The organism is Puniceibacterium antarcticum, from assembly GCF_002760615.1.
In the GTDB taxonomy this organism is placed as follows: domain Bacteria; phylum Pseudomonadota; class Alphaproteobacteria; order Rhodobacterales; family Rhodobacteraceae; genus Puniceibacterium; species Puniceibacterium antarcticum.
Genome location: NZ_AWWI01000096.1, coordinates 68,128 through 83,347 on the forward strand (window position 1 = coordinate 68,128; position 15,220 = coordinate 83,347).

General features: G+C 62.4%; 16 protein-coding genes and 1 riboswitch. Of the genes, 9 read left to right on the forward strand and 7 right to left on the reverse strand.

Annotation, left to right across the window (positions count from 1 at the left end; all coding sequences use genetic code 11):
- Window positions 1-2 precede the first annotated feature (2 nt).
- From P775_RS13230 to P775_RS13240, 3 genes are all read right to left on the reverse strand, one after another.
- Window positions 3-722 carry an ABC transporter permease gene (locus P775_RS13230; RefSeq protein ID WP_099911426.1) on the reverse strand — a complete coding sequence of 240 codons (720 nt, stop codon included), beginning with the start codon at window positions 720-722 and terminating at the stop codon, window positions 3-5.
- Between the two features lie 66 nt (window positions 723-788).
- Window positions 789-1,562 carry a transporter substrate-binding domain-containing protein gene (locus P775_RS13235; RefSeq protein ID WP_099911427.1) on the reverse strand — a complete coding sequence of 258 codons (774 nt, stop codon included), beginning with the start codon at window positions 1,560-1,562 and terminating at the stop codon, window positions 789-791.
- A gap of 38 nt (window positions 1,563-1,600) precedes the next feature.
- On the reverse strand, window positions 1,601-2,368 hold the full coding sequence (locus P775_RS13240) for an ABC transporter ATP-binding protein (RefSeq protein ID WP_099911462.1): 768 nt from the start codon (window positions 2,366-2,368) through the stop codon (window positions 1,601-1,603).
- A 249-nt stretch (window positions 2,369-2,617) separates the two neighbouring features.
- Between P775_RS13240 and P775_RS13245 the strand changes: the two genes are divergently transcribed.
- The 4 genes from P775_RS13245 to P775_RS13260 all read left to right on the forward strand — a co-directional run bounded on the left by P775_RS13245 (window position 2,618) and on the right by P775_RS13260 (window position 6,633).
- Window positions 2,618-3,280: a TetR/AcrR family transcriptional regulator gene (locus P775_RS13245; RefSeq protein WP_099911428.1), complete on the forward strand. Its 663-nt coding sequence runs from the start codon at window positions 2,618-2,620 to the stop codon at window positions 3,278-3,280.
- 2 nt (window positions 3,281-3,282) lie between these two features.
- Window positions 3,283-4,476 (forward strand): pyridoxal phosphate-dependent aminotransferase, encoded by a 1,194-nt coding sequence (locus tag P775_RS13250; RefSeq protein ID WP_099911429.1) that lies wholly within the window; start codon window positions 3,283-3,285, stop codon window positions 4,474-4,476.
- A 190-nt stretch (window positions 4,477-4,666) separates the two neighbouring features.
- Window positions 4,667-5,242, forward strand: a complete 576-nt coding sequence (locus P775_RS13255; RefSeq protein ID WP_099911430.1) for a TRAP transporter small permease subunit — start codon at window positions 4,667-4,669, stop codon at window positions 5,240-5,242.
- Window positions 5,242-6,633 carry a TRAP transporter large permease gene (locus tag P775_RS13260; RefSeq protein ID WP_099911431.1) on the forward strand — a complete coding sequence of 464 codons (1,392 nt, stop codon included), beginning with the start codon at window positions 5,242-5,244 and terminating at the stop codon, window positions 6,631-6,633. Before P775_RS13255 ends, P775_RS13260 begins: the two co-directional genes overlap by 1 nt.
- Before the next feature lie 70 nt (window positions 6,634-6,703).
- On the opposite strand, the gene P775_RS13265 is transcribed toward P775_RS13260, so the two are convergent.
- Window positions 6,704-7,804 carry a TRAP transporter substrate-binding protein gene (locus P775_RS13265; RefSeq protein WP_099911432.1) on the reverse strand — a complete coding sequence of 367 codons (1,101 nt, stop codon included), beginning with the start codon at window positions 7,802-7,804 and terminating at the stop codon, window positions 6,704-6,706.
- A gap of 206 nt (window positions 7,805-8,010) precedes the next feature.
- Here P775_RS13265 and P775_RS13270 point away from each other — a divergent pair, with 206 nt between their 5' ends.
- The 5 genes from P775_RS13270 to tenA all read left to right on the forward strand — a co-directional run bounded on the left by P775_RS13270 (window position 8,011) and on the right by tenA (window position 12,126).
- Complete coding sequence (locus P775_RS13270) at window positions 8,011-8,967, forward strand: acetamidase/formamidase family protein (protein WP_099911433.1); 957 nt, start codon at window positions 8,011-8,013, stop codon at window positions 8,965-8,967.
- Between the two features lie 74 nt (window positions 8,968-9,041).
- A riboswitch (TPP riboswitch) is annotated at window positions 9,042-9,130 on the forward strand.
- A 38-nt stretch (window positions 9,131-9,168) separates the two neighbouring features.
- Window positions 9,169-9,945: a hydroxyethylthiazole kinase gene (thiM, locus tag P775_RS13275; RefSeq protein ID WP_099911434.1), complete on the forward strand. Its 777-nt coding sequence runs from the start codon at window positions 9,169-9,171 to the stop codon at window positions 9,943-9,945.
- Complete coding sequence (thiE, locus tag P775_RS13280) at window positions 9,942-10,583, forward strand: thiamine phosphate synthase (protein WP_099911435.1); 642 nt, start codon at window positions 9,942-9,944, stop codon at window positions 10,581-10,583. Before thiM ends, thiE begins: the two co-directional genes overlap by 4 nt.
- Entirely contained in the window at window positions 10,580-11,383 is an 804-nt protein-coding gene (thiD, locus tag P775_RS13285) for a bifunctional hydroxymethylpyrimidine kinase/phosphomethylpyrimidine kinase (RefSeq protein ID WP_099911436.1), read from the forward strand. The genes thiE and thiD overlap by 4 nt, the downstream gene beginning before the upstream one ends.
- Window positions 11,384-11,403: 20 nt before the next feature.
- Window positions 11,404-12,126, forward strand: coding sequence for a thiaminase II (tenA, locus tag P775_RS13290; RefSeq protein WP_099911437.1), 723 nt, complete (start codon window positions 11,404-11,406; stop codon window positions 12,124-12,126).
- 237 nt (window positions 12,127-12,363) lie between these two features.
- On the opposite strand, the gene P775_RS13295 is transcribed toward tenA, so the two are convergent.
- From P775_RS13295 to P775_RS13305, 3 genes are all read right to left on the reverse strand, one after another.
- On the reverse strand, window positions 12,364-12,684 hold the full coding sequence (locus P775_RS13295) for a DUF6525 family protein (protein WP_099911463.1): 321 nt from the start codon (window positions 12,682-12,684) through the stop codon (window positions 12,364-12,366).
- Between the two features lie 18 nt (window positions 12,685-12,702).
- On the reverse strand, window positions 12,703-13,923 hold the full coding sequence (gene zigA / locus P775_RS13300) for a zinc metallochaperone GTPase ZigA (protein WP_099911438.1): 1,221 nt from the start codon (window positions 13,921-13,923) through the stop codon (window positions 12,703-12,705).
- A 247-nt stretch (window positions 13,924-14,170) separates the two neighbouring features.
- Complete coding sequence (locus P775_RS13305; RefSeq protein ID WP_099911439.1) at window positions 14,171-15,217, reverse strand: tartrate dehydrogenase; 1,047 nt, start codon at window positions 15,215-15,217, stop codon at window positions 14,171-14,173.
- Window positions 15,218-15,220 lie beyond the last annotated feature (3 nt).

Below are 15,220 nucleotides of genomic sequence, written 5' to 3' on the forward strand. Positions count from 1 at the left end.
GCCTACTGCACGGGGACCATGCCGCGGCGGGCACGTCGTTCGTAAAGCCGCAGGATCACGTTCGACACCAGCGTCAGCGCGAGATAGAGCAGGCCCGCCGCGATGAAGAACAAGAAATAAGACCGGGTGGCGGCAGCGGCCTGACGTGTCACAAGGGTCAGTTCGCTAAAGCCGATGACGGCCAGAAGCGCGGTATCCTTGGTTGCGATCATCCATAGGTTCGCCATGCCGGGCAGCGCGTGCGGGGTCATGGCGGGCAGGGTCACACGGCGCAGAACCTTGCCCGGCGTCATGCCAAAGGCCTGAGCTGCCTCGATCTGGCCGCGGGGCACGGCCTGAATGGCGCCCCGGATCACCTCGGTCGCGTAGCCCCCCTGCACCAGGCCGATCACGAGGATCCCGGCGAGCAGGCCGTCCACGTCAAAGCCGTCATAGCCCATGCCCTGCATCAGCCGGTTCATGAGATCGGTGCCGACGTAGTAAAACAACAGCATCAGCACGAGCTCGGGCACGGCGCGGATCAGCATGGTGTAAACCTCGGCCAGATCACGCGCCACGCGTCCGCCGTAAAGCTTGGCACAGGCGCCGAAGACCCCGATCACGATGCCCAGTGCATATCCGCCCGCCGCGAGTTCCACAGAGCGCAGGAACCCCCGAAGCAGCGCGCCGCCCCAACCGGGAGCGTCAAGCGCCAGCAGGCTGAAATCAATACTTTCGAGCATCAGGAAGGATGTCCCTTGTTGTGTCGGGAAAACGGGCCACCCGACAGGGCGGCCCGCAGCGGTGTGTTATTCGCCGTAAACGTCGAACGAGAAGTAATCTTTGGAGATTTCGGCATAGGTGCCGTCGGCGCGGATTTCGGCGATGGCGGCATTGACCTTTTCCAGCAGCGCGGTGTCGTCCTGCCGCATGCCGACGCCGACACCATAACCCAGAACCTCGGGATCGGCGGGCACGGCGCCTTTGTAATCACAGCAGGCCTGGCCGATGTCGGAATTGATGAAAGGTTCCATGGCAAGGGAATCGCCCACAACCGCATCCAGACGGCCCGCAGCAAGATCCTGCAGCTCTTCATCCAGCGTCTGATAGATGCGGATGTCAGAGGCGGTGGCCGCGTAATGCTTGTTGGCATAGGCCTGCTGCACCGCACCGGATTGTGCGCCGACGATGGCGCCGCTGATCCCTTCGGGGGTGGCGTCGAAATCAGTGCCCTTGGCGATCAGAAGGCCGGTCGGGGTGTCATAATATTTGTCGGAAAAGGCGATCTGTTCGGCGCGCGCCGGGGTGATCGACATAGACCCGATGATCATGTCGATCTTGCCGGTGTTCAGAGCGGGAATGATGCCTTCCCAGGCGAGCGGGGTCACGATGCACTCTGCCTCGATCCGTTCGCAGACGGCCTGCATGAAGTCGATTTCCCAGCCGCTCCAGTTGCCCGAGGCATCGGGGGTGTAGAAGGGCGGATAGGGTTCGGCCGAAATGCCAACCTTGTAGGTATCGGCCAGAGCGGGGGCAGCAAGGCTTGTGGTGGCCAGAAGGCAGATGCTGAGTTTGCGGAGCATGGAGAGTCCTTTTTTGGTTGGGAAATGAGGGGCGCGCGTCAGACGACCGAGCTGATGAATTGTCTGAGATGCGCGGATTGCGGCGCGCCGAAAATCTGTTCGGGGGGTCCCTGTTCCTCGATCAGGCCATCGCGCAGATAGATCACGTGGCTCGCGACATCGCGGGCAAAGGCCATTTCATGGGTGACGAGGATCATGGTGCGCTTTTCCTGCGCAAGATCGCGGATGACGCTGAGCACTTCGCCGACCAGTTCGGGGTCCAGCGCCGAGGTCGGTTCGTCAAAGAGCATCGCCAGCGGATCGACCGCCAGCACCCGGGCAATGGCGCAGCGCTGCTGCTGTCCGCCGGACATGAAAGAGGGATAGACATCTTCCTTTTCCGCGAGGCCGACGCGGGCCAATACCTGCCGGGCGCGGGCAATGGCCTTGTCCCGTGGTACGCCGAGCACCTGAATGGGCACTTCGATCACATTGCCCAGCACGGTGCGGTGCGGCCAAAGATTGAAGTTCTGAAACACCATGCCAAGCTGGGCGCGGATGCGCTGCACCTGTTTGGGATCGATGGGTTCCAGCCCGCCGCCGCGCGCCGGGTGCAGACCGTAAGCTTCGCCCTGAATGGCAATTTCGCCCGAGCTGGGCAATTCAAGCATGTTGATACAGCGCAGCATTGTAGACTTGCCCGACCCGGACCCACCGATCACGGCCACCACATCACCCGGATGGGCGGTGAGCGAGACGCCCTTGAGCACCTCAAGATCACCAAAGCTTTTGTGCAGGTCGCGGATTTCGATCGCAGGTTGATCCATGCTGTCTCCATGATCGTCGCCGGACCTGAAAGCGGAGGTCTTGACCGGCGGCGGGATGTCTTGCAATTTTAACGTTGTTGTACGACTGTAAAACAAATAGATCCGGAGTGTCAAAGGCTGTGGCAGACTGATGACACCCGAACTGGCAGAGGCGGCGAAGATGATGAAAAAACAGGCGACGTCCCCATTTCAGCTTTTGATCTGTTCGACAAGGCAAATCTGTGCGCGCCGACACACTGGAGCGCGTAAATGACCCGCAAGGCGTTTCAGAGGCTTTCCGAAGACACCCGCCGCACCAGTCTGCTGGAGGCAACGCTGGCCTGTGTGGCGGATCTGGGCCTGAATGGTGCCAGCGCGCGCCGGATCGCCGAGCGCGCCGATGTGTCCGCAGGGCTGCTGCGACATTACTTTCCGTCAAAAGATCAGATGATCCGCGATTCCTATGCCTATCTGATCGGTCAGCTGACCGGGGATGCGGCGCGCGCGGCCGATCAGAAGGACGCGACACCCGAGGCGGCGCTGGCGGGTTTCATCACCGGCAACGTGACGCCGCCAAACCTGTCGAGCCTGAAGCTGTCGCTTTGGGCGACCTTCATTGGCCGGGTGCGCGCCGATCCGGCCTTTGCCGACATCCACCGCGACAGCTATCGCGAGTTTCTGGAAATCCTCGAAGGGCTGATCCATCCGGTGCTGCTGGCGCAGGGGCGGCCCACTGATCCCGCGAGCTGCCAGCGGCTGGCCATCGCGGTCAACGGCATCATCGACGGGCTTTGGCTGGAAGGGTCCATCGAACACGGGCTCTACAATCCTAACGGCCTGACAGAGATCGCGCTGAGCGCCTGCGAAGGCATCATTCGGCTGCCCGAAACCACATTGACGCGCCATCTGGCGCCACGCACCAAAAGGACATGACCATGCGCTATGCTGCCATCACCGACCGTCTCTATGACCTTGGCGGAGACAAATGGGCCGTGCACAATGCCGCCCGCGACCGCATTGCCGCAGGCGAAGATATCATCGAGCTGACTATCGGCGAGCCGGACATCACCACCGACCCCGCGCTGGTCGAGACCTGCATCACGTCACTGCGTGCCGGGCGCACCCGCTACTCAAACGGGCGCGGAGAGGCCAATCTGGTCGAGGCGCTGGTGCAGACCTATGCGCCCCGGATGCCGGATATCAGTGCCGAAAACGTCCTGTGCTTTCCGGGCACGCAGACGGCACTGTTCGCCGTGTTTCAGGCGCTGGTCGGTGCGGGCGACGGCGTGTTGATCGGCGATCCCTATTACGCCACCTATCAGGGTGTGGTCGAAGCGCCCGGCGCCCATGTGCAGCCGGTACCGCTGCGTATGGACAAGGGGTTCATCCTGCAGCCCGAGGATGTCGAGGCGGCGATCACCCCGCAAAGCCGCGTGCTGCTGCTGAACACGCCGCACAATCCGACCGGCGCCGTTCTGGACCGGGATACGCTGGAAAAGCTGGGCGAGATCTGCCGGGCCTATGATCTGTGGATCGTCTGCGACGAGGTCTATGAAGAGCTGATCTTTGAAGGCAGCTTTGCCTCACCACTCGAAATCGCATCGCTGCAGGAACGCACTGTCGTGGTGTCGTCGATTTCCAAAAGCCATGCGGCGACGGGGTTCCGCAGCGGCTGGTCCATCGGCCCGGTGGATTTTTCCCGCCGCCTTTTGCCAATCTCCGAAACCATGCTTTTCGGCAACCAGCCTTTCATAGCGGACATGACCGAAGCGGCACTGCTGGGACATTACGATACCGCTGCCCGTCTGCGCGAGGCTTTGGGGCGTCGTGCGCGGCTGGTCCACGAGGCCGTGACAAACATTCCGGCCCTGTCGGCTGCGCTGCCGCAAGGGGGCATGTTCCAGATGATCGACGTGTCTGGCAGCGGGATGGACGGCGAGACCTTTGCCTGGCGGCTGCTGGAGGAACAGGGTGTTGCTGTGATGCCGGGGGTGGCCTTTGGCGACACCGGGGTTGCGCTGATCCGCGTGGCCCTGACGGTGCCGGATGCCGTGCTGAGCGAGGCGGTCCGCCGCATGAGCGCGCTGTGCGAGGCCGAGGCCAAGAGCCTGATCAAACGAACCGCCTGAGCGGCGAGGCCCGGTCGGGGGCGGATCAGGACGCCCCCCGCCCCGCGTCCCGGCCCCTGACGGACGGTCGATGACACGCAAAGGCCGTTGTGAGCGCCGGATTGCGCATCTAAATCTTGACTTCTGCCCGCCGCACTTTGATTGACGTGCCAGACGAAGAATAGAAACCACTCGAAAAGGGGGGGTAAGTTTGCGTTTTATTGCTGGACTCGCCGCTGTGATATGCGCCGTGAACCTTGTCATCGGCAAAACATTTGCCTGGCTGTCGCTGGCCATCGTTGCGGTCTGCTTTACCGTGGTCGTGCAGCGCTATCTGTTCGCGATCAGCCATGTGTGGATGCAGGATCTGTATATCTGGCTGAACGGGGCGATGTTCACTGCCGTTGCGGGCTTTGCCCTGCTGCGCGATGACCATGTGCGCGTGGACATCTTTTACCGCCCGGCAAAGATGCGCACCAAAGCGCTGAGCGACCTTCTTGGCGTGTTCCTTTTCCTGCTGCCGTTCACCTGGGTTGTCTACACCTACTCCATGCCCTTTGTGCAGCGCGCCTGGGGCTATCATGAGGCGTCAGCCAATGTCGGCGGGATGCCGGGTCTTTTCATCCTCAAGACCTTTATCATTGCCTTTGCCGTGATGATCAGCCTGCAGGGTGTCGCAATGGCAATTCGGTCGATTCTGGTGCTGAGCGGCAATGCGGCGCTGGTGCCAAAGTCTATTCAATACGGGCCGGATCGTGGCCCTGACCATCCGCAGGGAGCCGTCTGATGGATCCGGTAACAATTGGCGAAACCCTCGCCGCGCTGATGTTCTTTGGCGTCATCGGCTTTCTGCTGCTGGGCTTTCCGGTCGCCTTCACGCTGGCGGGCGTATCCTTGCTGTTCGGCAGCGTCGGGATGGCCTTTGGGGTGTTTGATCCGTCAAACTTCGGCTCTCTTCCCAGCCGCTACATCGGGTTCATGACCAACGAGGTGCTGGTGGCTGTGCCGCTGTTCATCTTTATGGGGGTCATGCTGGAACGCAGCCAGATCGCGGAGCAGTTGCTGCTGACCATGAGCAAGCTGTTTGGCAACCTGCGCGGCGGGCTTGGCCTGTCGGTGATCCTTGTGGGGGCCATGCTGGCCGCATCAACTGGCGTTGTCGGCGCGACCGTGGTAACGATGGGGCTGATTTCGCTGCCTGCGATGCTGCGCGCCGGATATGATCCCAAGCTTGCCACCGGCGTGATCTGCGCGAGCGGCACACTAGGTCAGATCATCCCGCCGTCCACGGTGCTGATCTTCATGGGGGATATGCTGTCGGGCATCAATTCGCAGGTGCAGATGGCCAAGGGCAACTTTGCGCCGGTGCCGGTGTCCGTGGGCGATCTGTTCGCCGGGGCGCTGCTGCCGGGGATCCTGCTGGTGTCGCTCTATCTGATGTTCGTCATCTTCAAGGCCGTGACCGACCCGGCGTCCTGCCCCGCCACACCCGTGCCGCCGGAAGAAAAGGGCGCTTTGCTGGGCGAGGTGTTCACAGCACTTCTACCGCCGCTTTGCCTGATCCTTGCGGTGCTCGGCTCCATCCTTGGCGGCATTGCCACGCCGACAGAGGCGGCCTCGGTCGGGGCGGTGGGGGCAATGCTGCTGGCAGCGCTGCGCTGGCGGCTGACCTTTTCGATCCTGCGGGAAACGGTGATTGCGACGGCGACGATCACTAGCATGGTCTTTGTCATCCTGCTGGGCGCGTCGGTGTTTTCGATCGTCTTCCGGATGATGGGTGGCGACAATCTGGTGCATGAATTCCTGAGCAATCTGCCGGGTGGCACGCTGGCGGCTGTGGCCGTGGTGATGATCATCATGTTCTTCCTTGGCTTTATCCTCGACACCTTTGAGATCATCTTTATCGTGATCCCGATCACCGCACCGGTTCTGCTGGCGATGGATGTCGATCCGGTCTGGCTGGGCGTGCTGGTGGGGGTGAACCTGCAAACCTCTTTCCTGACGCCGCCCTTCGGTTTCGCGCTGTTCTATCTGCGCGGCGTCGCGCCTGCGGATCTGCCGACCAGTGCCATCTACCGGGGCATTCTGCCGTTTGTCGTGCTGCAGATCGTGGCCATCGCGATCCTGTTCATCTTTCCCGGGATTGTCACTTGGCTGCCCCGCCTGATCGCGGGGTAGAGCGCAAACAAAGCGCATGAAAAAGGCCCGGTGTCTCCACCGGGCCTTTTGTTTTTCAGGATCGGGCAGATCAGTACTTGAGGTACTTTTCGCGCGCGGCAGTATAGGGTGCGTCGATCTGCTCTGTGCGGGTGCGCACGAGATTGAGCGCCTCGATAAAGCTTTCGGTTGTCTTCTTGACCAGCGGGTCATCGCTGTTGCGCAGTTCTTCGATCACTTCGACCGACGCCTTGGCGCCTGCTTCCATGATGTCATCAGGGAACTGGCGCACGATCACGCCGTGATCGTCGACAAGGGTCTTCAGTGCGCGCGGATCGTTGGCGATGAAGTCGGACGAAACCATGTCGTATTCCGCCTGGCTCACGTCACGGATGATCGCCTGCAGATCAGAAGGCAGTTCCTGATATTTCTTCTTGTCCACGACCAGTTCGGTCGCGAGGCCGGATTCTACGAAGGACGGCATGTAGTAGTTCTTGGCCACCTGATAGAAACCCAGCGCGAGGTCATTGTACGGCCCCACAAATTCGGCTGCATCCAGCGTGCCCGACTGCAGCGCCTGAAAAATCTCGCCCGCGGCCATGTTGGTGACCGTGGCGCCCAGTTTTTCCCAGACCCGGCCACCAAGGCCCGGCGTGCGGAAACGGATGCCCTTGAGGTCCTCAAGGCTGGTCAGCTCGTCGCGGAACCAGCCGCCGGCCTGTGTGCCGGTGTTGCCCGACAGAAAGCCCTGAACGCCGAACTGATCATAGATCTCGTCCCAGAGTTCCTGACCGCCCAGAAAGCGGATCCATGCTGTCAGCTCGGGTGTGGTCATACCGTAAGGCACGCCGGTGAAGAACGACAGCGCAGGCGATTTGTTTTGCCAGTAATAGGCGGCGCCATGGCTCATCTCGGCGCTGCCGTCGATGACCGCATCCAGCGCCTGCAGCGGCGGCACGAGTTCGCCGGCCGAATAGACCTGAACGGTCAGACGGCCGCCGGACGCCGCAGTGATCCGGTCCGCCAGACGCTGTGCGCCGACGCCCAGACCGGGGAAATTCTTTGGCCAGGTTGTGACCATGCGCCAGGTGATATTGCCCTGCGCCACTGCCGGAGCCGCAAGCCCCGTGGCCGCAACGCCGGCGCCCGCGCCAAGGACACCTGCCTTGCGAATGAAAGAACGACGATCCATGATGTTTCCTCCCGAAATCGAACAGTCTCTTGCTTGAAAGCGGGTCTGACCACATGACAAAGCCGCCTCGCACAGCAGATAATCCGTGGTTCTGCCAAATGTCCATGCCAAGCACCTGCAATGCCCGCTTTCGGGCTGTAAGATATTGATTGCCCCGGCATCCTGACGCAAGGATGCCGGGTGTTCCCTGACAGAAAGACAGCTCCATGCCTGACCATCAGCTTGCCGCCACGCCTGAAACCGTCCACTGGGGCCGCTTCTGGTCCGACCTGCCGGCTGTGATGACAGTGGCGCCGGGGGACAGGGTGACGATCCAGACCCTGACCGGGCGCGACAATGGGCTGCCACCCGAAGGGTCGGGCATGACCGTCGCGCCCGAGCTGCGCGCGATCCATGCCGCCAATCTGCCCGGACAGGCGCATCTGCTGACCGGGCCGGTGGCGATTGACGGCGCGATGCCCGGCGATGTGCTGAAGATCGACATCGAGCGGATCGAGCTGGGCGCCGACTGGGGCTTCAACTTGGTGCGCCCGGCCGCCGGCACGCTGCCCGGCGAATTTCCGGTCTCTGGCCAGACCCTGACGCATATTCCCATCGACCGCAACGCCCGCACCTGCCGTCTGCCCTGGGGTGCGACCCTGCAGCTGAACCCGTTCTTTGGCGTGATGGGCGTGGCGCCCGCGCCCGAGTGGGGCGAGCTGACCTCGATCCAGCCGCGGATGAATGGCGGCAACATGGATCTGAAACTGCTGACCGCGGGGGCGACGCTCTACCTGCCGGTCCATGCCGAGGGCGCGCTGTTTTCCTGCGGCGACGGCCATGGCTGTCAGGGCGACGGAGAGGTCTGCATCACGGCGCTGGAAACCGCATTGACCGGCACATTTCGGTTTGAGTTGCTGAAGGCCGGGACAACCGCCATCGACATGCCGAGGGCGGAAACGGCGGAGGAGCTTATTTCGATGGGCTTTCACGCCAGCCTGGACACGGCTCTGCAGATCGCGCTGCGCCAGATGATCGCAATGATCTGCGAACGCACCGGGATTACCCCGACAGAGGCTTATCAGTTCTGCTCGCTTGCCGTGGATTTTGCCGTGACCCAGTCGGTCAATCAGGAAAAGGGCGTGCATGGCCGCCTGCGCAAGTCCCTGCTGGCCAAGGGATAAACGCGCGGCTTGGGGGTGAGGCCATCCTAAAAGCCGTCGACGCATTTGACACTGCGCTCTACGAACACTAATCTTTACATCACCAGGGGCGCCGCAAGGCTGAGATGCACCCTTTGAACCTGAACCAGATAATGCTGGCGGAGGGAGGTCGATGACACCACGGATGTGGTGTCGCCTCCTTTTCGTCGAGAAGGAGCGTTTATGACCCCTGCTGAGATGTTGCGCCAGATGCGCGCCGATGCCCCGCTGGTGCAGTGCATCACTAATTATGTGGCGATGAACATCGCAGCCAACGTCGTGCTGGCGGCGGGCGCCTCTCCGGCGATGGTGCATGCGGTCGAGGAAATTCCGGAATTTACCCCCATCGCAGGGGCGCTGACCATCAACATCGGCACAGTGTCTGCGCCATGGCGCGACAGCATGCTGCTGGCGGCAGAGCTGGCGCGGGACAAGACTATCCCTTGGGTGCTGGACCCGGTGGCGCATTTCATTTCTGACTACCGGCGGCAGGTGGCGCAGGATCTGCTGGCACGTCGTCCCACAATCGTGCGCGGCAACGCGTCGGAAATCCTGGCGCTGGCCGGAGAGGCTGGTCTGGGCAAAGGGGCGGACAGCGGCGACAGTGTCGAGGCGGCAGAAGGGGCCGCTCGGATGCTGGCGCAAAGATCGGGCGCGGTGGTTGCGATCACCGGGCCGCTGGATTTTGTCACCGATGGCACGCGCGCAGCGCATCTGAGTGGCGGATCGGCATGGATGCCGAAGGTCACAGCACTGGGCTGTTCGCTGACGGCGCTGATGGGGGCCTATGCCGCCGTGGGGCCGGCGTTCAATGCCACGCTGGCCGCGCTGGCGCATTTCAAAGTGGCCGGAACCCGCGCGGGGGCAGAGGCAACAGGGCCGGGCAGTTTTCAGGTGCATTTTCTTGATGCGCTTGCCGCCACCGGGCCCGAGGATCTGGCAGCGGTCATTCGCACATGACTGCCCTGCGCGACGCCTTGCGCCTGTACCTTGTGACCGATCCCGCGTTGTGCGCGACCTATGGGGTGGTGAACACCGTGCGCGCCGCGGTTGCGGGGGGCGTCACGATGGTGCAGCTGCGCGACAAGACGGCGACGACGGCCGAACGAATCGCCGTCGCACGCGCCTTGAAACAGGCGCTGACCGGCACCGGCGTGCCGCTGGTGGTCAACGATGATCTGGAGGCGGCGCTGGCCGCCGGGGCCGATGGTGTGCATATCGGACAGGGCGACATTTCCCCGTCCGAGGCCCGCGCGCGGCTGGGGTCTGACAGGATCCTTGGGTTGTCCTGCGAAACGGCAGAGGCGGTGCTGGCCGCTGATCCGGGCGTGGTTGACTATCTTGGCCTTGGCCCGGTGTTTGGGACCGCCACCAAGACGGATCACAAGCAGCCCATCGGGTTTGACGGGCTTGCCCGGTTGGTCGCGCTGTCGCCGCGGCCCACCGTCGCCATCGGCGGGCTGAAACAGACGCATGTGGCCGAGGTTCTGGCCAGCGGCGCGGATGGGCTTGCGGTTGTGTCGGCCATCTGTGGCAAGCCCGATCCGCGGGCCAACGCACGCGCCTTTGATTTTTCCGAGGGGAGGACAGCGCGATGATTCCCAATGTCCTGAGCATTGCCGGATCCGACCCGTCGGGTGGCGCGGGCATTCAGGCCGACCTCAAGACCATATCGGCCAATAGCGGGTATGGCATGGCGGCGCTGACCGCGCTCACAGCGCAAAACACCCAAGGTGTCAGCGGCGTGCATCTGGTACCGCCTGAGTTTGTCGCGCAGCAGATCCGCGCGGTGTTTGACGACATCCGCGTCGATGCGGTCAAGATCGGCATGATCGCCAGCGCCGAGATTGCCGGGGCGGTTGGCGAAGTCCTGACCGGGCGTCCCGGCCCGATCATCGTGCTGGACCCGGTAATGATTGCCAAGGGTGGCGCGCCGCTGTTGCAGGACGATGCGATTGCCAGTTTGCGCGACCGGCTGCTGCCGCTTGCAACCCTGCTGACGCCGAACCTGCCAGAGGCGGCGCATCTGCTGGGGGTCGCAACCGCGACCACGCGCGCCGAGATGGCAGATCAGGGTGCGGCGCTTTGCGGTTTGGGGCCGCAGGCGGTTCTGATGAAAGGTGGTCATCTGGCGGGTGCGGACAGCCCGGATTGTCTGGTCACCGCTGCGGGCGCGCAGTGGTTTGAAGGCGCGCGGATCGACACACAAAACACCCATGGCACGGGATGCACGTTGTCCTCGGCTCTGGCGACGCAACTCGCGCGCGGGCTGGCCCTGCCCGAGGCGGTGCAGATCGCCAAGGCCTATGTTGCGGGCGCCATCGCCGGGGCGGGCGCGCTGTCGGTAGGGTCCGGTCACGGGCCAACACATCATTTTGCCGGGATCATCCGCGCATGACACAGGATCAAGGACATCCCATGACCCCCTCCCCCTATGGCCAGAGCTTTGCACTTTGGCGTGACGGATGCCCCAAACCCTGGGCGGATTACACCAGACATGGCTTTGTCGAAGGCCTATCTGACGGGTCCCTGCCCCGCCCGGCCTTTTTGCATTATCTTGTGCAGGACTATGTTTTTCTTGTGCACTTTGCCCGGGCCTGGTCGCTTGGCGTGATCAAGGCCGACACGCTGGACGAGATGAAGATCTGCGCACGCACCGTCGAGACGCTGGTCAATCACGAGATGTCGCTGCATGTGAAAACCTGCGCCGCTGCGGGCCTTTCCGAAGCCACGCTGTTCAGCGCCGCCGAAGAGTTCGAAACGCTGGCCTATACCCGCTATGTCATGGATGCCGGGCTACACGGCGATTATCTGGATCTCATGGCCGCGCTTGCGCCCTGCTGCTTTGGTTATGGCGAGATCGGCACGCGCCTTGTCGCAAGTGCCTTACCGGGCACGCCTTATCAGGACTGGATCGACACCTATGCCGACGGGGATTATCAGGACACGATGCGGGCCGTGGGCCAGATGATCGATGCGGCTGTTGCGCGCCGTCTGGGCCCGGATCCGGCGCAAAGCCCCCGCTGGCCGCGGCTGCAGGACCGTTTCACCACCGCCACACGGCTGGAGGCGGCGTTTTGGGACATGGGGCTGCGGGGCGGGCAAGCAGGCGCAGCACCTGGTCTGCTCGAAACCGTCTGAGGGGGAGCGTCGGCGAGCGCAGGTTTTCATTGACGGACCACTTACCACTCCGAGTATGTTCCACAATCAACGGGATTTCTAGGACGGGCAAGCGTCGGGTTCGGGCGGCTGTTTGGCAGCACACCACCGCGTACACCCTTGGGGAACTGATGTGTTGCGGCCCCGGGGCTAACCTCTGCCTCCGGGCCTTTTTTCCCTGCTGTTCAGGCTATGCCTAGTCCGCGCTGCGGTCACCGGTCAGGGCAGAGCGGCAGGTTCCGGGGCAACCCCCGCCATGGCGGGATGTTCGCGGCCCCAGATCCGCTGACACTCCTGCGACAGCCGGTGCGTTTCTATTTCGCTCAGCCGGTTCCAGGCGCGGCTTCTGTCGCCGTCACAGGCGCGCAGAGTTTTTTGCCAAAGGCGCAGCGCGGATTGCGGCGACCATGGCAGGCAGGCCTGTGCCAGCCATTGCCGCAGCTCTGACGGCAGCTGGTCATAGGCCGCCATCGGAGTGCCGCAGCGCTTGCGCCGTCTCAGTGTACTTCGGCTGTTCGTCGCTTTGGGGCGGCAGTTCATGTGATGCATACCTGACGCTCAGGCCGCCTGAGACGGGCGCCGCCAGACTGGGAAGGGATCCGGCAGACCGGTCCAGAGATGCGGGGCAAAGTTGCTTTCCTCTGCGACCAGCGCATCGTCGAGCGAAGCGATGATTGCAGCGCGATTCATGCCGGATCCGATGAACACCAGTTCCTGGCGGCGATCACCAAAGGGTTCCTGCCAGTGCTGTTTCAGATAATCGAGAGCCTGTGGATGGCCCGGCCAGCGATGTTGCGGCACGGTGGCCCACCACTGACCCATAGGTTTGATGCTGCTGAGCGCACCGGCGAGCGAATATTCGGCAAGCCAGTCCGGTCGGGTCGCAAGCCAGAAATGCCCCTTGGCCCGGATCACCCCCGGCAGTGCGCCGTTGAGCACGTTGTAAATCCGTTGCGGATGGAACGGTCGACGTGCGCGATAGACAAAGGACGACACGCCGTATTCATCGGCTTCGGGGATATGATCGGCGAAACCGTACAATTCCTTGGCCCAAAGCGGATGTTCATGAGCGGTTTCGAAATCGAACAGGCCGGTGTCAAAGATCCGGTCCTGCGGAACATGGCCATAGTCGGCTTCGATGATCTGCGCATCGGGATTGAGCGAGGTGACAATCTTGCGCGCCGCGTCACGCTTTTCAGCCCCGGCATCGCTGACCTTGTTCAGCACGACCACATCGGAAAACTCGATCTGATCGACCAAAAGATCCACCAGCGTGCGATCATCCGCCTGCCCCAGACTTTGGCCCCGGTCGCGCAGGAAATCATGGCTGGAATAGTCGTTAAGCAGATTGACCGTGTCGACGACGGTCACCATCGTGTCCAGCCGGGCTACGTCGGACAGGCTGTTGCCGTCCTCATCACGGAATTCAAAGGTTGCCGCTACCGGAAGCGGTTCGGACACGCCCGTGGATTCAATCAGCAGATAGTCGAAGCGGCCTTCGGCGGCGAGTGTGCGTACCTCTTGCAGCAGGTCGTCGCGCAGGGTGCAGCAGATGCAGCCGTTGGACATCTCGACCAGACGTTCTTCGGTATGGCTCAGGTTGGCACCCCCGTCGCGGACCAGATCGGCGTCTATGTTAACTTCGGACATGTCATTCACGATCACGGCCACACGCCGCCCTGCGCGATTGTTCAGCACATCGTTCAGCAGCGTGGTCTTGCCGGCGCCCAAAAACCCCGACAACACCGTGACGGGCAGGCGCTTGTCTGTGTTTTCCATCATCCACTCCTTCATTTCAAAAACGTTATGTTATATTATAACACCTCTAGATCGAGATTTGGGAAGGCGCAAGCGGGTTTTTGCAAAGACAAGGTGAAACGGACGGCATCAGCGAGGCTGTACCGCAGTTTTGGAAAGGCTGCGCAGATTTCAGGTGTTTTGTCAGGCGCCCCGACTGCCCCGCGTGGAGTCAGAGCCAAGGATCAGAGCGCCTCGGGGTGACCCCGAGGCGCTCTCGCTCATCGTCTCATGCCTCAAGCGCGGCGCAGACGGCTGCGGTGATTTCATCCGTCGTGTTCTGGCCCGGCCGGGTGCCGATGCCCTGCGCGGTTGCCGCCTCAATCGCGGAAAGGACGGCAGCCGCGGCCTCACCCTCCCCCAGATGGTCGAGCATCTGCGCCCCGGACCAGATCGCGGCAATGGGGTTGGCAATGTTCTTTCCCGCGATATCAGGAGCAGAGCCGTGCACCGGTTCGAACATCGACGGGCTGGACCGGTCGGGGCAGATATTGGCCGAGGCAGCAAAGCCGAGACCGCCCTGAATGGCGGCACCCAGATCGGTCAGGATATCGCCGAACAGGTTCGAGGCAACAACCACATCCAGATCCTGCGGTGCCATGACCATCTTGGCCGCCATCGCGTCGATATGCATCTGGCTGACGGTCACATCTGGGTATTCGGCAGAAAGTTCGCGGGTGACATCGTCCCAGAACACCATCGAATATTTCTGCGCATTGGATTTTGTTACGGATGTCAGGTGTTTGCGTCGCGCCCGTGCCTGTTCAAAGCCAAAGCGCAGGATGCGTTCCACGCCGACACGGGTAAAGACCGAGGTTTCAACAGCCACCTCATTGGGCTTGCCCTGATGCACGCGGCCCCCGGCGCCGGAATATTCGCCTTCGGTGTTTTCGCGGATGCACAGGATATCGAATTCCGAGGCTTTCAGCGGTCCCTCGACTCCTGCCAGCAGCCGGTGCGGGCGGATGTTGGCATATTGATCAAACGCCTTGCGGATCGGCAGCAGCAGCCCGTGCAGCGAGACCGAATCCGCCACGGTTTCGGGCCAGCCGACCGCCCCCAGATAGATTGCATCAAAGCCGCGCAACGTCTCTATCCCATCGGCGGGCATCATCGTGCCAGTCCTGAGGTAAAAATCGCAGGACCAGGGAAAGGTTTCGGGGGCGAGCGCAAAGCCAAAGCGCGCAGCAGCGCTGTGCATCACTTTCATTGCTGCGTCGATCACGTCAACGCCGATCCCGTCCCCGGGGATCAGGGCAAGTTTATAGCTGGTCATATT